We start from the raw sequence: 25558 nt of genomic DNA on the forward strand, positions 1-25558 counted from the left end.
TTTGAGGAAAATATGAAAGAAGGGATCGAGGAACCATGAATAAGCCATTGCAGAAATCATCGCCGGCCCCTCGCGCCGGGGTGGGCGCGGCCCGTGTCTCGCTGGGCATGGCCCTGAGAACAAGTCTTGTATTTATCGTGTTATGCGGAATTCTTTATCCGCTGGTCACGACGGGAGCGGCGCAGCTGCTCATGCCGAAGCAAGCCGGCGGCAGTTTGGTCACGGATCGGGGCGGAAAGGTGGTCGGATCGGAATTGATCGGCCAGGACTTTACGGAGCCGCAATATTTTCACGGCAGGGTGTCCAGCATTGAATACAACGGGGCCGGCTCAGGCAGCAATAACTATGCCCCTTCCAACCCGGATTTGATTGAACGAACGAAGGCATCAATTGAAGCGTGGACGGAGAACAACCCGGACGTTCCGGTGAGCGAGGTGCCGATCGATCTGGTAACGAATTCCGGCTCCGGGTTGGATCCTCACCTATCGCCGCAGGCCGCGTATATTCAGATTCCGCGGATCAGCAAGCAAACCGGAATTGCGGAAGCAGAGCTTGATCAGCTGGTAAAGGAGCATACGGAGGGACGGGATTTGGGCGTATTCGGTGAACCGCGCGTGAATGTGTTGAAGCTGAATCTGGGGCTCCAAAAGCTTCTTAACCTTGACTGATCATGGATCCCTTTCGGAGAAAATCGCCGGAGGAGCTCTTAAGGTCGATTTCCAAGCTCCATCAGGGACGGCTCAAGGTATATATCGGGGCTGTGAGCGGATCGGGAAAAACCTATCATATGCTTCGAGAAGGGCAGACCTTGAGGCTGCAAGGCATCGATGTCGTCATATGCGCGGTATCCACGATGCAGCGGCCGGAAACGGTGGAGCAGGTCCGTGATCTGGAACGGGTGCCCAGCATTCATTGGATGGAGGACGGCGTAGAGAAGAAGGATCTTGATCTTGATCTGCTGGTGCAGCGCAACCCTGAGGTAGTGCTTGTCGATGGGCTTGCCCATCGCAACCGGAAGGGAGCGCGGCATGCTGCGCGGCTGGATGATATCCGATTCCTGTTAAGCCGCGGAATCAGCGTCATCACAACGGTCAACGTGTATGAGCTTGCGGATGTGCAGGACATTGCCTCCAAGCTGACGGGCATTAAAGCCAGCCATACGGTACCGGCCGATACGCTGGAGAGCGCCGACGAGGTGGTGCTTATTGACGTAACGCCCGAAACGATGCTGGAACGGGCACAAGGCGGCCTGCTTGGAGACGGCAGCCTATGGAAGCAGGGCAATCTGGCGGTGCTCCGGGAGTTGACGCTCCGCCTCGTTGCCGAAGGCGTGAGCCATTCCCTGGAGCGGTACCGCAAAGAACAGGGACTCGTCGGCCCATCGGGAGCCGATGAGCGAATACTGGTGTCCACCCAATACCATTGGAACGGTTCCATCTATATGCGGCGCGGGCAGCAGATCGCGAAGCGTTTAAACGGCGAACTGTTGGCTGTTACGTTTGTGAAGCCGGAAGTAGAGCTTACGAAAGAACAGGCCGCCTTTAAGCGCTCCATGGTGAAGCTCGCGGTGCGGATCGGCGCCAAGCTGGAGGAGCTGCCCCTCCGTTCCCGGAGGGAGCTCGCTGACATGCTGGTTCAGTATGCGCTGGAGCACCACGTTACACGCATTGTGCTTGGCCATTCGAAGCAGACGCGCATGCAAGAGCTTTGGCAGGGTTCGATTATTCAGGATCTGCTCAAGAAAACGCGCGGGATTGATATTTTTATGGTGGCGGATCGGGCGGAACATGACGGGGAGCGGATCATTCCGGCCCGGCTTCATCCGCTGCGGCTCCCTTCCGAATCGTTTCACCGCTTGAACGAACAGGAGCTGGATCAGAAGATTGAGCAGGTCAAGCGGGGACGGTTCAAGGTATATATCGGCGCCGCCCCGGGCGTAGGGAAGACCTATGCGATGCTGCGGGAAGGCAACGATCTGCTGAAGAAGGGATTGACGGTTCTCGTCGGTCTGCTGGAGACGCACGGCCGGAAGGATACGCTGTCCCAGGTGGGCAATCTGGAGGCCCTTCCGCGAAAAAGGGTGGACTACAGGGGATCGCGCCTTGAGGAGATGGATACCGATGAGATCCTTCGCCGGAGGCCGGACGTGGTCCTCGTGGATGAGCTGGCGCATACGAATGTGCCCGGAAGCAAGCGCAAGAAACGGTATGAAGATGTGCAGGATATTCTGTCGGCCGGCATCTCCGTCATTACGACCGTGAACGTGCAGCATCTGGAGAGCTTGAATGATGCCGTCGAGCAGATTACAGGCGTCCGTGTCCGCGAGACGATACCGGATCATATTCTGCAATCGGCCGATGAGGTTCAACTGGTCGACGTGACGCCGGAGTCGCTGCGGCAGCGGATGAAGGATGGGAACATCTATGCGAAGGAGAAAATTCATCAGGCGCTCAGCCATTTTTTCAAGACGGGAAACCTGATCGCCCTAAGAGAGCTTGCCTTAAGGGAGATTGCGGATGATGTGGACGAAAGGCTGGAGTCCTGGCAGCGCAGCGGCTCGCTTCGGGGGCCGTGGCGGCGCGAGGAAATTATCTATGTCGTGGTCGGCAGGGGGCCGCAAGCGGAGCGGCTCATTCGCCGCGGCTTCCGGATCGCCCATCGGCTGAAGGCAGCCTGGTATGTGGCATTCCCTCTGGAGCGTCATGACAGCCTGTCTCATGACGAAGAGCAGCGCTTGACGGCGCTCCAGACGTTAACGGAGCGTCTTGGGGGCACCTTCACGATGCTGCCGCTGCCGATAAAAAGGGGACCGGCATGCGCCTGTTCTGGCCGATTGGTCGCCGCAGCAGACGAGGTCAAGGCGACCCAATTCATTATCGGCCAGCCGCAGATGGCCGGTTGGAAGCTGTTCGCTCGGCGAAAAAGGATCAGGAGGCTGCTGCGATCCTCAAGGCATATGGACGTGCTCGTGGTTGCGGATTACGATCCGCGCGTATGACGGCTGAAGCGCCGGGAGCTGAATGTTTTGAGAGGACCGGTGACGCAGGAGACTTGGGAATGCTGAAAGTGCAGGAAAAGCAGTAAACGCAGGAATCGCAGAAAACGCGGATAACGCAACAATCCGGAGAACAAAAACACCGGACGTACATTCCGGAGAAAAAGAACGTACAGACCGCAGAACGCTCGGAAACGGAAGAATGCAAGCCATACGCGCAGGCTGGCTTACTAGCGCGTAAGCGAACGGACAACGTCAAGAAGCCCGCTGACCTGTCATTACAGATCCGCGGGCTTTTTTCATGCTGCCGACATGCCTAAAGGCTGACGTACAAGCTTGTCTTATGATTCGCCCGACAGCGTGCGGTCGCCGGTCAAATATTTCTCGGTCAAGACGGAAAGCAGGCGAATGCCGACTTCATTCTCTCCGCCTTCGGGAATGATCAGGTCGGCGTATTTCTTGGAGGGTTCGATGAACGCCTCATGCATCGGCTTGACGGTTGTCAGGTATTGATTATGGATCGACTGGATGGTTCGGCCGCGGTCCTCAATATCGCGTACGACCCGGCGAAGCAGGCGCACATCGGGATCGGTATCCACAAACACTTTAATGTGAAGCAGCTTGCGCAGATTCTCATCGGACAGCACATGCAGGCCTTCGATGATGACGATGTTGTTCGGCTTCAGCTCGATGGTCTGATCCGTGAAGCGGGCATGGGCGGTAAAATCATATACCGGTGCGAAAGCGGGTTGTCCGCTTTTTAAAATGCCGAGATGCTCGACGAGCAGCTCGTTGTCAAAAGCGAACGGATGATCATAGTTAATCGCTTCGCGTTCCTCGAAGCTGAGCTCTTTATGATCCTTGTAATAGTTATCCTGCGAAATAAACGTGACTTTATCTGAACCAAGACGGTCAATGACAGAGCGGGCAACCGTTGTTTTGCCCGATCCGGTGCCGCCGGCGATACCAATTATGAGCATGGCGAATCCATAACCCTCCCTAGAGTTTGCAATTTTATTATTGTAGCACAGCATGCGCTTCTTTTCACTATGGGAGCATAGAACAAAAGATGGGATTTCCGTATGTTCTTTATTCTTACCACGGAATAGCGAACCGAATCTGTATGACTTATCATAGAGGATATTATGACTACAATTGAAAATGTTTCGGAGGGATGATCATGCGTTATACCGCTATTTACCCATGCAAGCCCGCCATATACCTTCAACAGGGAGAGAATCGGGGAAGCGTCGATTGGAGCCGCTATGAAGCTGTGGCCCTGAGCGACACCGTGACCGGGCTTGCCGCGAAGGAAGCGACGGAGGTGCGTGCCTGCTGGAGCGCCGAATGCTTCTACGTGCAGTTTGTTTGCCAGGATTCACATATCGTCTCGGAGTATCGGCATCGGGATGACCCGCTGTATGAGCAGGATGTCGTGGAGCTGTTTATGGATGATGCAGGGGAAGGTTTGGAATATATCGAGCTTGAGGTGAGCCCGAACAATGTTGTATTTGATGCGCGGATCCGTAACGATGGGCAAAAGTCGATCACGGACAGCGATGTCGAGTGGGACCTTACCGGCCTTCTGACCACGGTAGAGAACGATGGTAAGGGAAATTTGGTTTACGAGATTCGCATTCCGGCGCAGAACTTTCAGAATCCGCCGCAAGCGGGACGATGCTGGAACGTGAATTTTTACCGCATTGACGAGGACGACCAAGGAAACCGGGAATATCAGGCGTGGAGCCCCACCGGAGAGGTCAATTACCATATCCCCTCGCGTTTCGGAAGGCTGGAGTTTGTGGATGCCACATAGCATGCACGCCCGGAATCGGTTGAACCGATTCCGGGCGTGCAGCGTTGAACGTAGCTTTTTTGGTTGGGTGATGACTTAATGCCTTACGAGTCCGGCTCAAGCTCACTTAAACCGGTAAGCACGCGGTTCGTTGAACCAGAAGCTGCCGTCCTGGGAGAAGTCCCGGTATGGGCTTGGGGACACCTCGTCCACCAGCTTCAAGTCTTCTTCGGTCAGCTGCACGTTCAGTGCATGCAGATTGTCCGCAAGCTGCTGCTCGTTGCGGATGCCGACGACGGGAATGATGTTGCGCTGCAGCAGCCATGCGAGCGCGAACTGGCCCAGCGTGATCCCTTTGTCCTCTGCACGCCGGGCGAGCCATTCAACCTTGTCCAGTTTGGCACGGTTGCCGGGAGCATCCAAATCCATGCGCTCGCCCCGCGAATTGCCCGGCAGCGGCTGCCCGGCACGGTATTTGCCGGACAGCCAGCCGCCGTCCAGCGGGGAGTAGGCCAGCGTAGCCAGGCCGTGGCGCTGTGAAGCCGGCAGGATTTCCTGCTCGATATATCGGTTGAAGATGTTGTATGAAGGCTGATTGGTAACGAAGCGCTCCAGGTTCATTTTCTCGCTGGTCCACAGGGATTCGACGATACGCCAAGCCTCGAAGTTCGAGCAGCCGATATATCGTACCATTCCTTGGGCAACCAGATCATCGAGCGCGCGCAGCGTCTCGTCCAGCGGGGTATGAGGATCCGGTCTATGCACTTGGTAGAGGTCGATGTAATCCGTATTCAACCGTTTCAGGCTGGCCTCGACCTGTCTCATGATGCGGTAACGGCTGGCGCCTTCTCCGTTCGGTCCTTCGGCGGTCCGCACCTTGAATTTGGTCGCGACGATCACCCGGTCTCTTCGTCCTTGAAGGGCTTTGCCTATAATTTCTTCGCTCGTACCCTTGCCATAGGTATCTGCCGTATCGATAAAATTAATCCCCGAATCCAGCACCTTGTCGATAATGCCGAGCGAGGTCTTCTCGTCCAAATCCCAATCTCCGTAAGTCATGGTTCCCAGACAGAAGCGGGATACCTCAAGTCCGGTTCTTCCCAAATAGACGTAATCCATCGTTTAGCCTCCCCATCTCCAAGTGATCTTCGTGATCGAAATCTGCTTCCATTATCGGCCTTTTACGAATGGATGACAAGCGCAGCAGCCGGAAGCGAAAATACCCGGGGCTTTTTCATAAAAGAACAAAAACGGACATCTCAACAGGGATTTTGTCCCTTTTTTTGCATGCCGCTGGACATGTTGTTTTCATTGGGGCGGGTTCTATATACTTTTTAGTAAAGGGAAAGCGTTCCGCTTAGAGTGAGCGGACATGCTGTAAACGGAGGGGATGTTAAGATGAATGCTGTCATCGATGGTCTGATGACCGAGCTGGAGCAGCTGCTGGAGGAGAAGGTGGCCGAAGATCTTCGGGATCTGCTGGGCGAGTATAAACAATTGGAGGGAGCGCCCTCGGATCGATTGAAGCAATTTGAAGAGGAGTTCGGGATCGCTTTGCCGGAGGATTTCCGTTCGTTCTACAGCAAGAAGGACGGCAGCGGGTACGCATTCCACGTGCTCTATCCCGGTAACGAGGGAGATGGCGAATACACCCCGTTCTATCTGATGAGCCTGGATGAGATGAGGGAAGTCAAATCGTATTTCTGCGAGCGGGACGAACGGCTCGATGCGTACTACGGTCCAGAGGAGGTACAGCGGCTGGATCCTGAAATTAAACCGTACCTGTTCCACAAGGCATGGTATCCGTTTGCCACGATGGCGGGCGGCTCATTGTATCTGATGCTGGATTTCGATCCGGCTGAGCCGGGAACGTCCGGGCAGATCATCATGTACGTGCATGATCCTGATTTTGTGTACTATATCGCGCCTTCCTTCACGGAGCTGCTTCAGGCGTCCAACCGCAATCTGCGCACCGACATTGAAGAAGTGGACTACTAATTGAAGCAGAAGACATAGAACCACTCCTAATGCCCATAACTTTGCCTAAAGGCCGTGTGTTAGGAGTCGGATGAAGAACCGGCGAGGAGAGGTGACAGCATGAACAACAGACGGGTCCTCTGGGGAGTCATCCTGTTGGTGGCGGCCGTGTTGTTGACACCCGGCTATTTTATTGCGCGCACGTATGGGCTTTTTCAGCATGAGGTGGTCTTGACCAAATACCAGCTCGCCGTTGAGTTGGATGGTGAACAAGTGGATGCTTGGCCGCTGCTGGCTGGCTTCGCCGCAACCGATAAGAAGGGGGAGCTGCGCCCGCTCTATTACAGACTGGAAGGGTCGGACCTCAACATGCTGTATCAATTGGCATATGGGCAGTTCGAGGTGGAGGCTTCGGAGGACAATCCGTTCTTGGCAGGGAGGGTCCAGTATGACCATCTGGAGAACGACTATATCGAGACCCGGAAAGAGTATGTGAACGCAAAGGAATATCGGCAGGACATCATCTTTTATAATGACCGTAAAGAGCCCGTATTTACATATGACCCGGCAGCCAAAGCGGACGGGGATATAGTGAAGGGGATTATCACCGCAGGCATGACGCGCTCCAACGGCCAAGGAGGGTCGGGCGTGGTGGAGGATAAGTATCTGAATGTCACCCGGTTGTTCGAGGAGAAGCTGGGCATCAGCATGCGGGTTAAGGTGGATAGAGAGCGCAGGCTGGCCACGATCCATATGGAGCAGCTTAAATAGAAATTTTTTAAAACGAGGTGCGGAACAATGCAGCATACAAAAATGACCCAAGAGGTGGATCTCACCATCTCGCACCACCAGATTCAAGTCCGATCGCGGGATTTTGACGAGGAGTTGTGCCAGTGGGGAGAAATCAATATCAAGCAGGGCGCGGTCATTCATCCCGGGTATCTGACCTTTGATCCGATTCCGGACGATGCCTTCGGCGCTTGGGTGAAGCTGGCCTTGACAGAGTCGTTCACGGAAGACCCGAACGCGCAGCGCCGAATGGTCGTGCCGTTTGACGTTTTGGATTCTGGCAAGCTGGAGCTGCTATCCGTCATGTCGGACGCCGTCATCGAGCTTCCGCTGCAAGAAGGGCGGTATGCCTTGTATTTTGAGATTTGCGAGGATGAAGAGGTGTATTACCGTCTGACTTTCGTGCGTGAAGGAGAGTATGTCCAAGCCCGATATTTGATGGACGATGAATGGGGCGGCAGGGCTGGAGAAGCCTTGGCGGAGGGGTATTGTTGACCAATTCATTGCAGAAAACGGGGTACTGAAAGCCGCGTCAGGCAATTCCCCTGTCATTGAAATAAGAAGAGGCCTTCTCCGTGTTGGAGAGGCCTCTTTTGTTGCCGCTATGCTGCTCTGCCGTTGTCCCGTCTTGCTAGCTCTTTACGGGATTCTGATTGCGTGGAAAATAGCTATTGTGCTGCCGTCACCGTAATGTCGCCATATGGGCTTTGGTCAGCCTGCAGCTGCAGAATGTCCGTGAGGAAAGCGAGCGGAACATAGACGTGGCCGTCTTTCATTGCTGGAGACGCGCCTAGCGAGCGCGGAGCCATTTTACCCAATGCGTACGCATCCTTGTTCAGCGTCACCGCGCTCCAGACGGCGCCTTTGGAGATTTCCGCGGTTTTGCTCTTGGCGTTCCACTTGACGTCGAATTGGAGCTGACGCAGCACGCGGGCCGCGGGAACCATCATCTTGCCGTTGTTATCCTTGTAGTAATCGCCTGTCTTCAAGACGGCGGAAACGGGCTTTTCTTCGGGTGCTGTATCCGGCAGCTTCACGGCAAATTCCGGCGTTCCCGTGGATCCTGGAGCGATGCTGTATTTTTGGAATACGATGTAGGCTGTTCCGTCCGCGACATAGAAGGATTGCTCCGCGTCTATGCCTTGAAATCCGTCTTCGTTCGCGAAGTAATGGTCCTGATCCGCGGCAATCGCGGTTTTGACCGCCGTATCCACGATCGATTTGTAATTCTTCCCGAACAGGTCCTCCAGCGTCACGCGCTGGGCTTCGGCTTCGTTCGTGAAGTTATACGTATCCACGCGGGGATCGCCATTGTTCATTCCCATGCCTTCCGTGATGACCTTAAGGGATATCAGGCTGTCGTCCGTGCCATCCGATGTAAGCTCATAGGTGATCGTCAGCTGATAAGGGTGCATGGTATAGCCGTTCTGTTCCGCATTTGCCGCAGCCTCGGAGGCCTCCTTTTCCCATTTGGCGATATCCTTGGAAGCATGGGATTCGATGATGTCATTTAGCTGATCTTGGTACTTGGTATCGGCCAGACCCTGGAATACAGGAATCTTGATATCCGTTTCGAGCCATTTTTCCTTGGAGTGCAATGTTTTGAACGTTATCCGTTGCGGGGCAGCAGTCGAAGCCTTCACCTGATCGGTGCTCGCTGCAGTTTTGGTTTCGGCATGGACATGAGCGGATGGCAGACCCGAAGCGGAAATCATCAGGACGCCCGCTAATCCGGCAGCCGCGAGTGTTTTGGCCAGTGGGCTTGTATGCTTCATTGTTTTCATCGTGATTACCTCCAGGGTTAGGTTTGATATCTTTAAAGTGAGAAGACAGAAGCGTTTTGGAGAAGCGAAGCGGTCTCCTTGTCCTCCGGATTCCCACGGACTCATAAAGTTTCAAAAGAAAATTCGGGGGCAACGGGGATCGGAAGAACGATCTGCACTCGTAGGTTGGTGATGAATGGCGGATCTATCGAATGTATTCGTTGCTGACGAGCTGATCCGCGATGGCCTCCGTAGGGATCGTAAATTCCACGACGCCCATATAGCCGGGAGCCACGTCGTATTCGTTGAAGCTGATGACCAGTTTGCCATTCTTATCAATATAGAAATTGTGATCCTTGGCGATCGATTGGAATAGATCCTCCGGTATATCGGATTCGACGCCAGGCTGCTCTACCCAATAGACGATGTCCGGGTTATCCTGCATCTGCTGTCGCATCTGCTCCTTGATATTGTCGCTGATGACTTGGATGTAGGAATCATCCTTGAACAGGCTTGGCAGCGTGATCACCAAATGGTTGATCTTGTCGATCGTATCGTATTGTCTGGACTCGGCGGAGCCACCTGCGGACTCTACGACGTAGCGGGAAAGCGTCAGCAGCTGTTCATTGTCGGTCACGACTTCATAACCGCTATCGAGGCTGAGATGCCCGCCGCCTTCATGATTTAGCTGGGCGACTTCGTCTTTGAAGTCCTCATACAGCTTCTTGTTCTCTTCCAGGTATTTGTTATTCAGCGTTTGCTCAAGCTCCGGATTGCCCAGGTTGGCAATGCCGGGCGTTTCGATATGCACTTCCGTGCTGCCGTCCTGCTCGGCATATTCGCGGATGGTCATCACCTTGACGATCTCGCCCAGAACGGGCACATCGGACATGGCCTTGGCGAAGGCGGGACTTGCGTTCACGCCGGCAAACAGCAGTGCGCATGCAGCGGCCACGCCGGCGAGCCAGGGCAGGGCTCTATTTTTTGTTCGTCTGGCTGCAATGGCTTTGTTGACCACCGAGCTTAGTTCGTCGGGAATAGGAGTGCTCTCGTACTGCTCTTTCATCCTATTCAGCTTGTCATGCATTATCGTTGTGCCTCCTCTTGGTCTTCCTCGCTTAGGTTTACCCGCAGTCTCTGCAGTCCTTGGTATAGCCTCGTTTTCACCGTGCTGACATTCTCATGGAGAACTTCGGCAATTTCGTCAATCTTCATATCTTCGAAAAACCGGAGAATAATGACGACCCGATACTTGTCAGGCAGATCCTCCAAGGACTGGGCCAGATCCAGATTCGGATAGTGGTCATGACTGCCGGGTAAGATGAACTCCAGGTTCTCGTCGTCCATGACGCGGACTTTTTTCTGTTTTCGAATGAGATCCAGGGAGGTTGTGACAATAATTCGGAAAAACCAGCTTTTTAATGAACCCGTCTGCTTCAGCTTTTCCATGGATAAAAATGCTTTGTGGATCGCGTCCTGAACGATATCGAGGGCATCCTCTTTATTTCTGACGTAGCTGTATGCCAGCCGGTAGGCGCTGTCCTGATTTTCGGTTATGCATTGGATAAGAAGCTTCTCAAGCTTCCGGCCGCCTCTCATGTAAATATGACACTCCTTTGGGCCCGCGCGGGTAACCATCAATTGCAATTGACTTACGGAAGCAAGACGTGCGAGTCTTTCAAAAAGTTTGATTCTGCGAAAAAAATTTAAAAAAGCCGTTGTTTCTGTTTCTGTTTCTGTTTCTGTCCCATTATTCAGCCCATCTTCCAATTATCGCAACAAGAAAAAGACCCCAGTTCAACTGGGGTCTTGTAGACTCATGGTTATTCGTTCTCATATCTCTTTAAAATAATTGCCGAATTATGTCCGCCGAAACCGAAGGAATTGGACATGCCGATGCGGAGCTTGGCGCTTCTCGCCTCGTTGGGCACATAGTCCAAATCGCAGGTTGGATCGGCATGATCCAGATTGATCGTCGGCGGTATGATGCCTTCTTGCAGGGATTTCACGAGGGCAATGGCCTCCGCGCCGCCGGATGCGCCCAGCATGTGTCCGGTCATCGACTTGTTGGCTGTTACCGGGATACGGTATGCCTCCTCGCCGAATACCTGCTTGATGGCCGCCGTCTCCGAACGGTCACCGATGACCGTGCTGGTGGCATGGGCGCTGATGACATCCACGTCGGCCGGGGAGAGGTCCGCTTCGGCCAGTGCCAGCTTCATCGCACGTGCCGCGCCGCTGCCGTCTTCCGGCGTTGCGACCATATGATAGGCATCCGAGCTGGCACCGTAACCGATAACCTCGCCCAGTATGACGGCGCCTCTGCGCAAGGCATGGGAAAGCGACTCCAGGATGAGGATGCCGGCTCCTTCCGCCATGACGAATCCATCGCGGTCCGCATCGAACGGCCGGCTGGCACGGCCCGGTTCCTCGTTGCGGGAGGACAGGGCGGTGGCATTCGCGAAGCTGGCCAGCGAGATGTCGGTCAATGCGGCTTCGGATCCTCCCGCGATAATGACGTCGGACCGGCCGGCTTGGATGTTAAAGAAAGCCTCGCCGATCGCCGTATTGCCGATCGAACATGCCGTAACCGGTGCCAGCGTGGAGCCCAGCGCCTTGTATTTAATGCTGATGAGTGCGGCCGCCATATTGGGAATCATCATGGGTACCAGGGTAGGACTGACCCGCTCGGGACCCCGCGACGACAGCGTGCCGCTCTGATTCATCAGGGTTTGGATGCCGCCGATGCCGGAGCCTACGTAGACTCCCATGCGCTCATGATCGATCTGATCAAGATCAAGGCCCGACTGGCTTATCGCTTGATCCGCCGCAGCCAGCGCAAACTGGCAGAAGCGGTCCAACCGCCGGGCTTCCTTCGCACCGAACAGCGCGTTTGCGTCAAACCCCTTCACGGCGCCTGCTATTTGTACCTTTTGTCTTGATGTGTCCAAATTTTCTATATGTGCAATACCGGATTCTCCTCGTACAAGCCGGGACCAGAACGTATCCACATCATGGCCCAGCGGCGATATGACGCCCATACCGGTGATAACGACTCTTTCCATGGATGAACAGCCTCCTTAGGACTTTATAACTTGTCAATCTTAAGGTTATAATGTCACGTGTAGTATCCTATTACAAGATACCGTTTATCCTAGTATAAAAACTGCTATCCTTGTTGAAGGAAGGAGGATGATAGATGAATTCCCAGGTTAGGCTGCAAGCGTTATCCGCTTTTTTGAAAGGGCAGCGTGCCAAAATCTCTCCCGAGTCCGTCGGGCTGCCACCCGGTACCCGGAGGAGAACACCGGGCTTGCGCAGGGAGGAGGTCGCCCAGTTGGCCGGCGTCAGTACCACTTGGTACACCTGGCTCGAGCAGGGGCGCGACATCCAGGTGTCGTCATCCGTGCTGGACTGCGTCGCAAGTGCGCTGCAGTTGAACGCGGACGAGCGCAGATATCTGTACTCCCTGGCGCTGGAGAGCGGGGCGGAGCCGTATACGGTCAAACACGAAGCGGTGCAGATCAGCCCGTCCCTACAAAAAATCATCACCGAGCTGAAATATTGTCCCGTCATGATATCCGATCGGAAGTGCAATATCGTGGGGTGGAACCGCGCGGCTGCGTACGTGTTCCTAGATTTTGACCGGATCCCGCCCGAGGAGCGGAACATGATCCGGCTGCTCTTTACCCGCAGGGAATTCCAGCGGCTGGCGGTGAACTGGGAGCAGTTTGCCAGCGGCTTCTTGTCTATGTTCCGAAGCTATTACGGTCAATATGTCGAGGATGAATGGTATGATCATTTTTTGGAGGAAATGAAGAACGGGCATCCGGATTTCAACCGCATGTGGGAGCAGAGCCAGGTCAGCTACGCCCCGGAGGTGCATCTGGAATTCCGGCATGCCAAGGCCGGGAAAATGGTATATGAGCTCACGTCGCTCAAAGTGTACGGAAATGATGACCTGCGGTGCAGCATCTATACGCCGGCTCCCGACACGACCACGGAAGCGAAGCTGCGGCAGCTGATGGAGGAGAAGTGAAGGGAGGTAGCGGGGGAGCGGCGAGTTTACTTGCTGCGCCAGAGGTAACGGATTTGATGCTGGATACACTTGTTGTGCCAAAGTAATCGGGCTCCGTGCCGTTTGCACTTGCTGCACCTGATGTAACAGATTGCGATGCTGATGGCACTTGTTGCGCCAAAAGTAATGGACTCCTGTGCCTTTTGCGCTTGCTGCAGTAATTACAGACTCCGCGCCGGCACTTACTGTTCTTGAAGTAGCCAAACTACTTGTTGTTCCCGACTAAACGGACTCCAGTTCCGTTATTTGACGAGATTACGCCCTAATTACAACTTTATCGGACACAAGATCCGTTATTGGGCTCATAACCGGCATATTCATCATATTTTGGAGCAAATAACGGACTCACGGTCCGGTTCGTCTTCCAGAATAGTGGGTTTTGGGTTAATAGCGTATTCTGTGTCCGTTAATAGAAAACATCGCCCTGTCATACAAGCTTCAAACGCGTAACAATGTAAATCTTCTCGCAGCTCGTCAACCTTGCATATAACAAAAGCCCCGTGTCTGCACACGGGGCTTTTTGCTACTCCATGATGTTGTTATAGAGCTGCAACTGGAACACGCCTAGAGTTCCACAGGCATTCCGCGCTGCGCTCCAATGGGGCGATTGTTCACAATCGCCTAACAGCTCACTCCTTGACGCAACGATTACGCCCAATCGCGCCGCAGCGTGAAGAGATCCTTCAGCTCATCGGTAGACAGCTCGGTAATCCAGCCCTCGCTGCTTGCAATAACCTGATCGCTCAGCTGCTGCTTGCTCTCCAGCATCTCATCGATCCGCTCTTCGAGCGTTCCCATGGAGATGAATTTGTACACTTGGACGTCCTTGGTCTGCCCCATCCGATAGGCCCGGTCGGTTGCCTGATTCTCCACGGCAGGGTTCCACCAGCGGTCAAAGTGGAACACGTGATTCGCCGCGGTCAGATTCAGGCCGACGCCGCCGGCCTTGATGGAGAGAATCATGACATTTGGCTGCTCTTCGGGCGGCAGGGTCTGGGACTGGAACTGCTCGATCATGCGATCGCGCGTCCGCTTCGGCGTGCTGCCGTTCAAGTACAGCACCGGCTCACCAAGCTCCTGATGCAGCACCTGCCGCATCATCTCGCCCATGCCGATATACTGGGTGAAGATCAGGCAGCGTTCGCCCTCGTCCCGCAGCTCCTTCACCATGGACAGCAGCCGCTCCAGCTTGGCCGAACGGTTGACCACGGCCTCGGTGTCAAGCAAGCCGCCTCCCCCCGGGAGTTCCGGGAGCGGCTCCTTCGTGAGCAAAGCCGGATGGTCGCAGAGTTGCTTGAACTGCGTCAGAGCTGCCAGAATGGCGCCTTTGCGCTCGATGCCCTCGAGCTTTTGCATGCGTTCCAGGAGGCTGTTCACGGTCTGATCGTAAAGCGCGCCTTGCTCGGCCGTGAGATGGATATAAGTCTTCATCTCGTTCTTGTCCGGCAGGTCGAGCTGAATCGCCGGATCTTTTTTCTTGCGGCGGAGCATGAAGGGCTTGATCAGCTTCTGAAGATCGGCCGTGCGCTGCTCGTTCTTGTCTTTTTCGATGGCCTGGATGAACCGGAGATTGAATGCCCGCAGGCTACCGAGATATCCGGGGTTGATGAAATCGTAGATGGACCACAGCTCGGACAGCCGGTTCTCAATCGGTGTGCCGGTCAGCGCAACGCGGTGCCTTGCCGGGAAGCTTCGCACGGCGGCGGATTGCTTGGTGTCGGCATTCTTGATGTTCTGGGCCTCGTCGATGCCGATCGTTTCCCATTTCATGTCTCTTAACATCTCTTGATCGAGCGTTGCCGTCGCATAGGAAGTAAGAATAATGTCCGCTTGGTAAGCCTCATGATAGAAATCCTCGCTGCTGCTGCGCTTCCCGCCGTAGTGCAGCATGATCCGGAGCGACGGGGCGAACCGTTCAAGCTCCTTCTGCCAATTCCCAAGTACCGAGGTCGGACAGATCAGCAGGGAAGGGAGGCGTCTCTCTTCCCGCTCCATCGTCGTCTCCTTCACGTGCAGCAGGTAGGCGATAAACTGCACGGTCTTGCCAAGGCCCATATCATCGGCAAGGCATGCACCGAGCCCGTAACGCCGTAAAAAGGCAAGCCAGGCAAAGCCGTCATGCTGGTACGACCGGAGCTCGGCTTTCAGACCGATGGGGACAGGGAGGCTCGGCCATTCGCTTTGCCGGCCGAGTTGGCCGATGAGCTTCACGAGATGCTCGTTCAGCTCCACTTCCAGTTTGATCCGTTCCGGATCCCGCGTTTCCTCCGCATCCTGACGAACCTGCTCCGCCTCATCGCTGTTCCCGAGCAGATGCAAGTGCAGAATATCCTGGAACGACAGGCCTTCCTCACGGTCGACGCCCGCCATCATCTGGCGGATTTGGGCGACCAGGGCCGGGTCCAGCGGAATCCACTGGCCCCGGAACCGTACCAGCCGTTCGTTCCGGGCAACAAGCTCGGCGAACTCCGCTTCGGACAGGGTAGCTTCGCCGATGGCGATGCGCCAATCGAAATTGACCAGCGCATCCAAACCGAACAGGGAACCGCCGCTGCTTCGTTCCGCGCTCTCGCCTTCGCCGGAGCGGACTTTCGCCCGCAGCTTGGGCTTCTTCCTGCTGGCGGCTTCCCACCAAGCCGGCAGCAGCACCAGCCAGCCGGACTGGAGCAGCCACTGGCTGTCGACGGTCAGGAACTGCCACGCGGCCTCGTCGGACAGCGGGGCGCCTAGCATGTCTTCAGCCGGAGCGTGAAGCACCCGGGCCGGCAGGGCTGCCCGCAAACCTTGGAGCCAGCCGGAGGACCGCTCCTTGATATGGGCGGTCCATGTCTCCGGCCACGATCCGTATGCCTGCCCGTCTTCGGCCAGACGAACGGCTGCAAGCGCCGCTGCGTCCAGCTTGTCCTGCAATACGAGCCGAAGACGCCACTCGGCTTCTTCTTCGTCCGGCTCCAGCAATTGCAGCAGGGGCCGGAACGGAGCGGTATCCGGCCGCCATCCGATGGCGATCAGCCAGGACTTGTCATCCATGCCTTCGGCCGCGGTACGGCTCGGCGAGAACAGCAGGGGATACTCCCTGCGCAGGTCAGCCGCCGCTTCTTCGCTGCCGTACCACTGTTCTTGAACGGCGGCGGAGAACGCGGCGCGCAAGCCTTCATTCCATATCTCGTCTTCATCCAAGACGGAGAGGCGGGCCTGCTCTTCGGCTGAGAAAGCCTCCGCATCCCAGATCCATTGCAGCTTGCCATTCTTGAAGGCGCTCAAGCTGGGCGCGTACTGCTGATCCTGAATGCAGGCTGCCAGCGAAGGCGCAAGTTCAATGAAGGGAAGGCAATCCTCGTCCCAAACCCATTCGATATGTTCGAGCAGCCGGCCGTCCGCGAAGAACGGTATGACTTGTTCGGAAGGCAAGATGATGACTTCCATATCCTGAACGGATTGGACGATAAGCTCTGTTCCGTAGAAGGAGGCTTCATGCCACGCGAATAAACGGTGCTTCAGGTATTGTCCGGATACGTAACCCCGCATGACGGTAGAGCCGTAGATCACGGCATCTCCGTATTCGCTTAATGCCATATGGACCGTGATGGTTTCCGTGTATCTGCTCATGATATCAGCTTTCCTCTCCGAAGCTCTTCCTGGAATGCGCGAAGCCGGCTGTTGCGTACGGACAAGGACATAATGAACAGATCCCAGCGCTCCTGCTGTTTGAGCTTTTTATATAACTTAGCTAGCCGTTTGAGCAGCTTGACGGCTGCTTTGTAGCCGGCTCGGTTCTTATGAAGGATATATCGTTCGACGGCCTGATGGTAAAAAGGCAGCAGCAGCTCGGGCGCGTTCTTCTCAATCGGCGCGAGCTCGCTGACCCGGAGCTCCAGCGGCTCCCGGCCTGTGCTTAATTGATAGTCGATCCATTCCCGCCATCTGCCGTGCGTGATCAAGGCATTCTGATAGATGTCCTTCGAATAAGGGAGCATGTCGGCAAGACTGCTCCACATCCGTTCCGTTTCCCCGGGCAGGTGCTCTATGACGGCATCCCAGTAGAATTGATAGCTGTTGAGGTGCTCGTTGCGGTGACTGCCGAGCAGCGGGCCGATCTCCGGCAGCCAGCGGGCCAAGCGGTCCCAGTCTTGTCCCGAATGCAGCATGTCGAAGAAGCCCAGGACGGAAGCCGGGGGCAGGCTGCTGACCTTGTCCGCTGCCCTGATCAGGTCCCAGGACGATTCGTCTTCTCCGAGATAGAAGGACATGAAGCTCTGCGCCATATACCATGAGGCGCGCGAAAGGCTGCTGCCGAGCTCCGATTCGGCTGCCTGCAGCTGCTCCAATTCCTCCTTGATGAAGCCCTCGTTCTTTTTTGCCAACGGATGAATCCAGTGCATCCAGAGCTGCATATAGACCTGGGCGTAAAATTTACGGTTCCGCGGTTCGCTTAGCATGCTCCGCCGGACAAACGAAATCGTCTCGGTCAGCCGCTGTCCGAATGCCTCTTCGGGCTCGTTGCCCTCCAGCCCTTCATGAAGGATTCGCTCGATTCTGGCCAGGATATGATCCGCCGCCACCTGCGTATGATAGCCGATGTAAGAGCCTGAGGTATTCCAAGCACTGGCTGGCTGCTTGACCAGCTTCTCGAGAATGAAGAGATGGGCATGGAGCTCGTATAACGGATCCATATCCGGCGGCAGCGGCGGTTTAATGTGATGGAGTGAAGCCAGCGCGTTTTTGGCGTAAAACGAATTCTGCGTATTAGCTCCCAGCGAAGCCGTGCAAACCTCGAACAGCTCATGCCATGCGGAGATCGGCAGCTCGGGCAAATGGTCGGCCTTGACTCTCCATTTCGAAACTCCGGCAGGCGGCCGTTCATGGCCCTGGCTCAAGCCGGAATCGCTTCGGTCATACGAGGAAGATGCGGCATACGTAGTCGAATGCGCATTAACCAAAGCATGGATGGATCGGCCCTGAAGCTGGGCATAGTCAAGCAGAACGGCCACCATATGCTTGCAGCCCCCGTTAACGGGACAGCTGCATTCGCTGTCGCTCAGGGAATGCAGCTGAAGCCTGATGCGGTAGGTTTCCGTTCCATCCACGGAAGCCTCGATCACACCGGAAGCATCCGCCTTTTCGCTTGCGTGGACACGGCCCTGCTTGTAATATTGAAATCCCCGTTTAATGGTCAAATCGCTGAAATAACCGGCAGTTTGCCGAATGAGCGTTTGCCACTGCAGATCATCTAAAGTTAAGTTTGGGTTCATCATCGGACGGTCTCCTAAGAGAAATAATTCTAAGTATCCATTTAATCTATCACATTCCCCTAGATGAAGAAACCAGCCGGAGCAGCTTCGCGCTGGAAAAGCCCGGCAGCGGGCTGCACGGGCTTTTCGGCGTGGAGCGTTCGATCAGGAATCCTCATATTGAACGATGAAACGGCCGATCTGATCGCATTCCTCGGCGAACCATACCTCGCCGCCGGAATCCACGGCAATGCCGTGAGGCTCGGCTGAGGGGGTGGGGATCGGGTACTCGGTAATGTCCCCGGTACATGTCATTCGTCCGATCCGGTTGGCTCCCCACTCCGTAAACCATAAATCTTCGCGAGCTCCCGCCGCGATGGCATGGGGTCTGGCATTCCCGGACGGGAGCTTGAATTCCGTAATCTCCCCGGCCGTCGTGATCCGTCCGATTTGATTGCCGTTGATTTGAACGAACCACAGGGCGCCATCGGCATCTGCCGTGATGCCGACAGGCCCTGATTGTTCGGTTGGAATCCGGTACTCGGCGATCTCCCCGTCTACCGTAATCCGGCCAATGCAGTTGTTTTGGTTTTCCGTAAACCACAGCGCGCCGTCCGGACCGGCCGTAATATAGGAAGGGGACGAGCCTGCGCGCGGCAAATCGTATTCCGTGATAACGCCTGCCGGCGTAATCCGGCCAATCCGATTGCCGATTAGCTGGGTGAACCATATGGCTCCATCCGGGCCCTCCGTCAAGCCGTAAGGAGACGAGCCTGCTTCCGGCAGCTCGAATTCCGTGAATGTCCCTTCCGTTGTCATCCGTCCGATTTTATTCGCTTTGTACTCCGTGAACCAGAGGTCCCCGTTAGGGGCAGAGAGGATGGACATGACTCCCGCATCCGGCGTCGGGACATCGAAAGTACGCATATCCCCTCCCTTGGTGATTCGTCCGATCCGGTTTCCTTTTTGCTCCGTGAACCAGATGGCCCCGTCTCGTCCTGCCGCAATGCCATAAGGTCCCGACTCCCGGTTCGCTGCCTTGTACTCCTGTGCCGTGATCTGCATGCAAACATGCCTCCTTGTAGAAAGTTGTTAGGATGTTTAAAGCGGATTCTTCATTTGTTTAAGCGTGTTCAAATCTCGCGTTCGGGTTTCCCGGAATGGGGAAGTCTCTTCCTTGGATGCTTGGATGAGTTCCTGTCATCGATAATCTCTAGCCTCTCAATTGGTGTTGATTTAATAGAAAAACCCCCCACTCCGAGATTTCGGAATAGGAGGCGAATACGAACAAAGAAGATGCGGACTCTACATGGAGAAGTCTCAAACATCCACCCGTCACATATAAAAAAAGCCGCACGAATCCTATCCCGAAAACCTCGTATCGTGAAATCGAAGTGTTTTCCAAATGCTTGGGACAGGATTAGTAGATCATTGGCTTTGGGTTCACCCTTTCATTTCTGGTTGCCTAGACTTTACCATAGGATATTCGGTGGTTTCAACCTCGGTTTATCCGAAGTTTGCCTTTACAACCGTCGGTTGCGCTTCTCGTCGATGTAGAGTTCAAGCGCGGTTATGGCCCGGATCATCAATTTGATGAGGAGATACAAAGCATATAAACCGAGAAGTGCGAATAGCCCGTATACGATAATGCTAAGCATGGAAAACATGCCGAAAAAGGATATCCCCTGGTTCAAGGAGCTCACCTCCCTTCAAGGTACTGTTTTACGAATCATATCGAAGATTCCAGTTGTCGTATCCTTAAGACCAGGCGATGGCTTAGCTCCCCACTGAAGTATGTTCCATAATATAACAATCATTTCTGATTCTAACATATCATCTGGAATGTGGTCATGAATTTAAGTTTAAAAGCGGCAATTTTTACTGATGATGATCGAAAAAAATCGAAATAGAGACGTTTTTCGTCATTTTTCATGGATATGCACGAACCAACTGCGTTCACCTTGCGTCTTAGTTATAGATGCATTGCTGAATATTACAAGCCAAGGAGATTAGCGAACATGATAACCCGGAAATGGACGAAAATGGCTGCAAGCGGCGCTATAGCGGCCGCAATGCTGTTAAGTACGGCGGTACAGGCCCAGGCCGCGCACAAGAAGGACTTGGAATTTTTAAACGTCAATCATTATGTAATGACGCCGGATGTCAAACCCGTCATCGTGAACGGCACAGTGCTGGTCCCCCTGAACACGGTCAAGGAATACTTGAAGCCTATGGGGCTCCGCTGGGATAACAAGAATAAGACGCTAACCGTCAACACGGGCACCGATCAAGTCACCCTGAAAATGGGAAGCGACGTTGCCGAGGGAAAAGAGAAGACCTACGCCCTGTCCGTTCCCGCGCAGCTTATGGATGGTCGCGTCATGGCTCCCGCCCGATTCATGACGGAGCTGTACGATGCTGAAGTCCGCTTGGATACGAAGGATGGCATGGTTTACATTTATACGCCGGAGGTTGACCTGTTGACGGCGGAGGAGAACAGCAATGTGAAGCTGTATCCGGTCAGCGCATCGAAATATGGCAGATATGAAGGCATGGTGGTCGAGGTAGAAGGCAGGAAGCGGGTCTTTAAGGACTGGCATGGAGGAGAGACTACGCGTAAACCGGTCATTCATTACCAGGATGTCACAGGCGATGGCAAGCCGGACGTTGTTGTGTTCTACGTGGATGGGACGGGCACCGGTCTGTACGCGGGGGAGATGCATGTAGTGGATGCCGGTTCTCTGGAGGAAATCCCGATCGAATCGCTGGAGCAGGCCGTATCGAGCCATGTGAAATCCAGCATCGAGAAGGAAGCGGATCACTTTACGGTTAAGGTTACGGTTGACGGAAAGGAAAGCGTCCAGAAGTTCAAGGACGATTCCAAAGATAAAAGCTATCTATTTGATAAGCTTGGCTTCGGAGCCGTTGTCAGACATCGTTTGGCGGAAGGACGGCTTCTTACGGAAGCGGCAGGAAGCATGAGCCCGGCCGGTTTTGCCGGGGATCTCCGAATAACATACCGATTTAATGAAGAGCTGAACCGGTTTGAGGTGGATGACATGGAATATCGTCGTTTGGAAGAGCGAGGGCGATAACGGTTTTTCATCATAAAGCTTTAGGACTACACATAAACGCATGTTGGCAGGATGTGATCAACATGGGTTAGAAGCGGAAGGTTTCGGTCGGATGATGTGAATTCCGAATGTGAGGGCGCTGCGGCGCCCTTTTTGTGCTGTGCTTTTATAGATTTCAACGCCGTTTTCATCTCCGTAGCCGATCGCCGAAATGGGGCGTATACCATATGCTTCAAGAAGATTTCATTCCTCCTCATAGGACTTTATTACCATTTACTTGAGTCTTAAGATTCCTCTAAGATAGTTAATAAACCTGACACATTTTAGCGAAGAATGGAGATTGATTTTGAAGTAAACGCATTCAATGTTAAGTAATATAACAAGCCCATACCATGGGGGCTTTGAACGGGGTGTATGTATGCAGCAATGGCTTGGGAAATCGCTAAAGCATAAATTGTCGTTGCTTATCATTATCGCTACGCTGGTGCCGCTGCTGTTTCTGGGTATTTTCTCTTTTAACATAGCCAAAAGCCTGACTGAGGAGAAGGCCAAAATTACGGGGATGAATACGCTCCGCCAGCTTGAAGCTTACCTGGATACGATGGTCAAGGACGTGGAGAATATCTCGCTGTTTCTCATCGGGCATACCGGTGTTCAGGCCTATCTGAAGACCGAGCAGAGCAACTACGTTCAGCAGACGACGGTTATTAATTTTTTGACGAACCTGGCCTTTTCCAAAGATTATATCGCCAACATCATCGTTGAACCGCTCGGCAGCAAAGATGCGATTTCGCATAAATCCTTGGTACGCTCCGAGTTCCGGAATATTACCGAAATGGTTCCCGATTATTACGAACACCATCCCAAATGGTGGTCATTCGTTCACCGGCAGTGGACCTTTGAAGGCGTCAGGAAGGTCATCACGCTGGCCCGGCCGATTCGGAGCACGGATAAATACAAGCCGATCGGGAACCTGCAGATCAATCTGGATCAGGGCGTCATTGCCAATCAGTTCCGGCAGGCCGTCCTGGAGAAGACCGGATTCGTCCTTCTTCTTGACGAGAATAACCGGATTATCGCCGGTCCGCCGGATATGGAGACCAATTTGACGCTGGCGGATTATTATCCTGCGATTGGAGAGTTCGAGGGGCTCAGCGGCAATATTGACTATGGCGAGGGAAGCAGCAAGAAGACCATTCTCTATAAGAAAATGTCCAGCGTGAACTGGAAGCTCGTCGGCATCATTCCCTCGCAGGAATACCGTTCCCAGAACCAGTATTTCATCAAATTGACGGCGGTTGCGGTCACGGTGGCCATCCTGCTCGCCATTGTTCTGGTTCTTTTCCTGATCCAGAAGATTACGAATCCTCTGTCCGTCTTAACGAAATTCCTCAAGAACTCAAGCCCGGAAGAGCCGCTGCCGGCGCTGCCGGTCAAGACGGTCGACGAGGTCGGGCAGCTTATTATCAGTTATAACCGGCTCAGCTCCCGGATCGTGAAGCTTACCGATGAAGTGAAGCTGAACGAGTCGCTGAAGAAGGAGGCGGATATGCATGCGCTGCAGGTGCAGATCAATCCGCATTTCCTCTACAATACGCTGTCATCGATCCATTGGCTGGCGCTGATGAACCAGGATGTGAAGATTGCCGAGATGGTGGGATCGCTCAGCGATTTTTTGAGGTTCAGCCTCAACAACGGGCAGGAATACTGCACGATACAGCAGGAGATCATGCATGTCCGCCATTACGTGAACATCCAAACCATCCGCTATCCGGAAAAATTCGAGTTTGAGGATCATGTGGAAGAGGATTTGTATCAGCACACCATGCTGAAGCTGCTGCTGCAGCCGTTGGTGGAGAATTCCATGCTGCATGGCATCCTGAGCCGTGACGGGATAGGGACGATTACGATTCGCGGACACCGCGAACCTGAGGGGATCCGCTTCGTGGTGGAGGATGACGGCATCGGGATGACGGCGGAGCGCCTGAAATGGCTCCAGGAGCAGTTGGTCGAAAATCCGCTGCAGTACGAGAAGGGACAAACCCCGCGCGGCAGCTACGGGCTGCGGAACGTCCATAAGCGGCTGCTCCTTCATTACGGGAAGGATGCGGGGCTGCGTGTGGAGAGCACCGAGGGTACCGGGACACGGGTGATGTTTACGATACCTGATTTACCTGAAATTCAACAATCGGAAATATCCGGCAAAGGGGATGGCGACATTGAAGGTCATGATCGTTGATGATGAAGTGATCATTCGAAATGGTTTGAGTACCGTGATCAATTGGGCGGATAACGGCTTTACGGTGCTGACGCCCGCGGCTTCGGCGGAGGAAGCCCTTCAGCGTATTCCCGTTGAAATGCCCGAAATCATATTTACGGACATACGCATGACAGGCCTGAGCGGATTGGACATGGCGCATCAAGTCAAGCAGCAGCATCCCGAGATCGAGATCATCGTCATTTCGGGATACGATGAATTCGCGTATGCGCAGCAGGCGATGCGGGAAGGCGTGAGCGATTACCTGCTGAAGACGAGCAGGCCCGGTGAAATTATCGAGGCGGCTGTCCAAGCCAGGGAACGGCTGTTGCAGCGCAGGCTTACACAAGCGAAGGGGCAGGCCCAGGAAATGGTGGTCAACCGGGGCTTTCTGCGAAGACTGCTTGCTTCCGGGACTCCGCTGGATGAGCATGCCGAGGCCGAATTGTGTGAGCGATACCCGGAGCTGCGTTTGGAATCGAACGATTCGGTGCTGCAGATCTGGATGCTGTCGGTCTATCCGCTGCATCCAGAAGAGGCGGAACAATCGAACGTCAGCAGCGAGCTGCATCGATTAATCGGCACGGAGCTGGCCGAAGTGCTGCCATGCGCGTGGCTGGAGTGGAACGGCTCGCTGCTTCTGTTGGTGCGGGCAGAGCCGAATCATGGCTGGGGGCGGGTAGATTCCGCTCTGCATAAGATGGAATCCACGCATGCCTGCCGCATCACGGCTGCCAGCGGCCGACGGGTCGCAAGCGCCAGGGAGCTGCACATTGCGCTGGCTACCGCGGTAGAGGCCTGCTCCTACGAGTGGCTGCTGCAATCGGAACGGCATATCCGTTATGAAGATATCGAAGGACGTACAGGCATCCGCACGGTATGTTCGATGGAAGAAGAAACCAAGCTGTCATCCCTGCTGCGTTCGGGGGAATCCGCCGACTTGCAGGCATGGGTGGCGGATCTGCTGCGGCGTATCCAAAGCCAGGGCCAGGCAACGCCCGGCTCGGTTCAGGCTTACCTGCATTCCCTGATCGTCTCGGCACAGCGCTGGCTCATACGGGCTGCGACGTCTATCGGCTATACCAGTCCGGTGAAAGTGGAAGAGACGTACGATATCCGCGAGTTGACCAAGAATCCGGAGAAGGTGCTGGTCGATTCGCTCGGGCTCATCATGAAGGAGTACCGTGATATGGTGTCGACGACAAGTCCCGTCCAGCGAGCGATCTCCTTCATTCATGAGCATCTGGGACAGAGCTTGTCTCTCCAACAAGTGGCCAAGCATGTTCATATGAACCCCAACTATTTCAGCGAAATGTTCAAGAAGGAGACCGGGCAGAATTACATCGAATTCGTAACCCAGGCGAAGCTTCGGAAAGCGATGCACCTGCTGCGGGAAACGCCGGCCAAAATCAGTGAAATCGCGAATGAAATCGGCTACGAGGATATCAAATATTTTAACCGCCTGTTCAAAAAGTGGACCGGACTGACCCCTTCGGAGTATCGGACAAATCCCGAATCCTGAATTTTGTCCCTCTATGGACTGAATTATATCCCCTATGTAAGCGTTACATCCTCTTTTATACTTGGGCTAATCATCTT

20 protein-coding genes are annotated in these 25558 nt (G+C 54.4%); 10 read left to right on the forward strand and 10 right to left on the reverse strand.

What is annotated here, in order from left to right:
- The first annotated feature begins 35 nt into the window (after positions 1–35).
- Entirely contained in the window at positions 36–668 is a 633-nt protein-coding gene (gene kdpC / locus MHI43_RS02265) for a potassium-transporting ATPase subunit KdpC (protein WP_012818652.1), read from the forward strand.
- 2 nt (positions 669–670) lie between these two features.
- Positions 671–2998 carry a histidine kinase gene (locus MHI43_RS02270; RefSeq protein WP_036664765.1) on the forward strand — a complete coding sequence of 776 codons (2328 nt, stop codon included), beginning with the start codon at positions 671–673 and terminating at the stop codon, positions 2996–2998.
- Between the two features lie 338 nt (positions 2999–3336).
- On the opposite strand, the gene udk is transcribed toward MHI43_RS02270, so the two are convergent.
- Complete coding sequence (udk, locus tag MHI43_RS02275) at positions 3337–3975, reverse strand: uridine kinase (RefSeq protein ID WP_012818654.1); 639 nt, start codon at positions 3973–3975, stop codon at positions 3337–3339.
- A gap of 200 nt (positions 3976–4175) precedes the next feature.
- Here udk and MHI43_RS02280 point away from each other — a divergent pair, with 200 nt between their 5' ends.
- Positions 4176–4811 (forward strand): carbohydrate-binding family 9-like protein, encoded by a 636-nt coding sequence (locus MHI43_RS02280; RefSeq protein WP_012818655.1) that lies wholly within the window; start codon positions 4176–4178, stop codon positions 4809–4811.
- A 102-nt stretch (positions 4812–4913) separates the two neighbouring features.
- Here the strand turns inward: MHI43_RS02280 and MHI43_RS02285 are convergent, their stop codons facing one another.
- The gene (locus MHI43_RS02285) at positions 4914–5909 is read right to left on the reverse strand and encodes an aldo/keto reductase (RefSeq protein ID WP_036664760.1); all 996 of its coding nucleotides are present in this window, start codon (positions 5907–5909) and stop codon (positions 4914–4916) included.
- A gap of 279 nt (positions 5910–6188) precedes the next feature.
- Between MHI43_RS02285 and MHI43_RS02290 the strand changes: the two genes are divergently transcribed.
- The 3 genes from MHI43_RS02290 (at position 6189) to comJ (ending at position 8051) form a co-directional block, all read left to right on the forward strand.
- Entirely contained in the window at positions 6189–6788 is a 600-nt protein-coding gene (locus tag MHI43_RS02290; RefSeq protein ID WP_009595862.1) for an SMI1/KNR4 family protein, read from the forward strand.
- 99 nt (positions 6789–6887) lie between these two features.
- A complete protein-coding gene (locus MHI43_RS02295; RefSeq protein ID WP_036664759.1) occupies positions 6888–7538 on the forward strand; it encodes a hypothetical protein in 651 nt (216 codons plus the stop codon).
- Positions 7539–7565: 27 nt separating this feature from the next.
- Positions 7566–8051, forward strand: a complete 486-nt coding sequence (comJ, locus tag MHI43_RS02300; RefSeq protein WP_036664758.1) for a competence protein ComJ — start codon at positions 7566–7568, stop codon at positions 8049–8051.
- Positions 8052–8224: 173 nt separating this feature from the next.
- Here comJ and MHI43_RS02305 read toward each other — a convergent pair whose 3' ends face one another.
- The 4 genes from MHI43_RS02305 to fabF form a co-directional block, all read right to left on the reverse strand.
- Positions 8225–9340 carry a DUF3298 domain-containing protein gene (locus MHI43_RS02305; protein ID WP_036664757.1) on the reverse strand — a complete coding sequence of 372 codons (1116 nt, stop codon included), beginning with the start codon at positions 9338–9340 and terminating at the stop codon, positions 8225–8227.
- Positions 9341–9524: 184 nt separating this feature from the next.
- Positions 9525–10406, reverse strand: coding sequence for an anti-sigma-V factor rsiV (locus tag MHI43_RS02310; protein ID WP_012818660.1), 882 nt, complete (start codon positions 10404–10406; stop codon positions 9525–9527).
- Positions 10406–10918 carry an RNA polymerase sigma factor gene (locus tag MHI43_RS02315; protein ID WP_012818661.1) on the reverse strand — a complete coding sequence of 171 codons (513 nt, stop codon included), beginning with the start codon at positions 10916–10918 and terminating at the stop codon, positions 10406–10408. The genes MHI43_RS02310 and MHI43_RS02315 overlap by 1 nt, the downstream gene beginning before the upstream one ends.
- A gap of 224 nt (positions 10919–11142) precedes the next feature.
- Positions 11143–12384 carry a beta-ketoacyl-ACP synthase II gene (fabF, locus tag MHI43_RS02320; RefSeq protein ID WP_036664756.1) on the reverse strand — a complete coding sequence of 414 codons (1242 nt, stop codon included), beginning with the start codon at positions 12382–12384 and terminating at the stop codon, positions 11143–11145.
- 134 nt (positions 12385–12518) lie between these two features.
- Between fabF and MHI43_RS02325 the strand changes: the two genes are divergently transcribed.
- Positions 12519–13358, forward strand: a complete 840-nt coding sequence (locus MHI43_RS02325) for a helix-turn-helix transcriptional regulator (RefSeq protein ID WP_012818663.1) — start codon at positions 12519–12521, stop codon at positions 13356–13358.
- Between the two features lie 687 nt (positions 13359–14045).
- Here MHI43_RS02325 and MHI43_RS02330 read toward each other — a convergent pair.
- The 4 genes from MHI43_RS02330 to MHI43_RS02345 all read right to left on the reverse strand — a co-directional run bounded on the left by MHI43_RS02330 (position 14046) and on the right by MHI43_RS02345 (position 20322).
- Positions 14046–17006 (reverse strand): DEAD/DEAH box helicase, encoded by a 2961-nt coding sequence (locus tag MHI43_RS02330; RefSeq protein WP_036664755.1) that lies wholly within the window; start codon positions 17004–17006, stop codon positions 14046–14048.
- Positions 17003–18652, reverse strand: a complete 1650-nt coding sequence (locus tag MHI43_RS02335) for an SWIM zinc finger family protein (protein ID WP_036664754.1) — start codon at positions 18650–18652, stop codon at positions 17003–17005. Before MHI43_RS02335 ends, MHI43_RS02330 begins: the two co-directional genes overlap by 4 nt.
- A gap of 141 nt (positions 18653–18793) precedes the next feature.
- Positions 18794–19693 carry a streptogramin B lyase Vgb(C) gene (gene vgb(C) / locus MHI43_RS02340; protein ID WP_036664753.1) on the reverse strand — a complete coding sequence of 300 codons (900 nt, stop codon included), beginning with the start codon at positions 19691–19693 and terminating at the stop codon, positions 18794–18796.
- A gap of 458 nt (positions 19694–20151) precedes the next feature.
- A complete protein-coding gene (locus MHI43_RS02345; protein ID WP_012818667.1) occupies positions 20152–20322 on the reverse strand; it encodes a hypothetical protein in 171 nt (56 codons plus the stop codon).
- Between the two features lie 324 nt (positions 20323–20646).
- Between MHI43_RS02345 and MHI43_RS02350 the strand changes: the two genes are divergently transcribed.
- The 3 genes from MHI43_RS02350 to MHI43_RS02360 all read left to right on the forward strand — a co-directional run bounded on the left by MHI43_RS02350 (position 20647) and on the right by MHI43_RS02360 (position 25481).
- Positions 20647–21723, forward strand: a complete 1077-nt coding sequence (locus MHI43_RS02350; RefSeq protein WP_036664752.1) for a copper amine oxidase N-terminal domain-containing protein — start codon at positions 20647–20649, stop codon at positions 21721–21723.
- A gap of 397 nt (positions 21724–22120) precedes the next feature.
- The gene (locus MHI43_RS02355) at positions 22121–23941 is read left to right on the forward strand and encodes a sensor histidine kinase (protein WP_036664751.1); all 1821 of its coding nucleotides are present in this window, start codon (positions 22121–22123) and stop codon (positions 23939–23941) included.
- Positions 23931–25481, forward strand: coding sequence for a helix-turn-helix domain-containing protein (locus tag MHI43_RS02360; RefSeq protein ID WP_235201869.1), 1551 nt, complete (start codon positions 23931–23933; stop codon positions 25479–25481). Before MHI43_RS02355 ends, MHI43_RS02360 begins: the two co-directional genes overlap by 11 nt.
- The last annotated feature ends 77 nt before the right edge of the window (positions 25482–25558 follow it).

This window comes from Paenibacillus sp. FSL H8-0457 (assembly GCF_038051935.1).
GTDB lineage: Bacteria > Bacillota > Bacilli > Paenibacillales > Paenibacillaceae > Paenibacillus_AQ > Paenibacillus_AQ lautus_A.

Excerpts from the sequence above, each read along its gene's own strand:
- kdpC (WP_012818652.1), top strand. The coding sequence starts at position 36 with ATGAATAAGCCATTGCAGAAATCATCGCCGGCCCCTCGCGCCGGGGTG.
- MHI43_RS02270 (WP_036664765.1), top strand. The coding sequence starts at position 671 with ATGGATCCCTTTCGGAGAAAATCGCCGGAGGAGCTCTTAAGGTCGATT.
- udk (WP_012818654.1), bottom strand. The coding sequence starts at position 3,975 with ATGCTCATAATTGGTATCGCCGGCGGCACCGGATCGGGCAAAACAACG.
- MHI43_RS02280 (WP_012818655.1), top strand. The coding sequence starts at position 4,176 with ATGCGTTATACCGCTATTTACCCATGCAAGCCCGCCATATACCTTCAA.
- MHI43_RS02285 (WP_036664760.1), bottom strand. The coding sequence starts at position 5,909 with ATGGATTACGTCTATTTGGGAAGAACCGGACTTGAGGTATCCCGCTTC.
- MHI43_RS02290 (WP_009595862.1), top strand. The coding sequence starts at position 6,189 with ATGAATGCTGTCATCGATGGTCTGATGACCGAGCTGGAGCAGCTGCTG.
- MHI43_RS02295 (WP_036664759.1), top strand. The coding sequence starts at position 6,888 with ATGAACAACAGACGGGTCCTCTGGGGAGTCATCCTGTTGGTGGCGGCC.
- comJ (WP_036664758.1), top strand. The coding sequence starts at position 7,566 with ATGCAGCATACAAAAATGACCCAAGAGGTGGATCTCACCATCTCGCAC.
- MHI43_RS02305 (WP_036664757.1), bottom strand. The coding sequence starts at position 9,340 with ATGAAAACAATGAAGCATACAAGCCCACTGGCCAAAACACTCGCGGCT.
- MHI43_RS02310 (WP_012818660.1), bottom strand. The coding sequence starts at position 10,406 with ATGCATGACAAGCTGAATAGGATGAAAGAGCAGTACGAGAGCACTCCT.
- MHI43_RS02315 (WP_012818661.1), bottom strand. The coding sequence starts at position 10,918 with ATGAGAGGCGGCCGGAAGCTTGAGAAGCTTCTTATCCAATGCATAACC.
- fabF (WP_036664756.1), bottom strand. The coding sequence starts at position 12,384 with ATGGAAAGAGTCGTTATCACCGGTATGGGCGTCATATCGCCGCTGGGC.
- MHI43_RS02325 (WP_012818663.1), top strand. The coding sequence starts at position 12,519 with ATGAATTCCCAGGTTAGGCTGCAAGCGTTATCCGCTTTTTTGAAAGGG.
- MHI43_RS02330 (WP_036664755.1), bottom strand. The coding sequence starts at position 17,006 with ATGAGCAGATACACGGAAACCATCACGGTCCATATGGCATTAAGCGAA.
- MHI43_RS02335 (WP_036664754.1), bottom strand. The coding sequence starts at position 18,652 with ATGATGAACCCAAACTTAACTTTAGATGATCTGCAGTGGCAAACGCTC.
- MHI43_RS02350 (WP_036664752.1), top strand. The coding sequence starts at position 20,647 with ATGATAACCCGGAAATGGACGAAAATGGCTGCAAGCGGCGCTATAGCG.
- MHI43_RS02355 (WP_036664751.1), top strand. The coding sequence starts at position 22,121 with ATGCAGCAATGGCTTGGGAAATCGCTAAAGCATAAATTGTCGTTGCTT.
- MHI43_RS02360 (WP_235201869.1), top strand. The coding sequence starts at position 23,931 with ATGATCGTTGATGATGAAGTGATCATTCGAAATGGTTTGAGTACCGTG.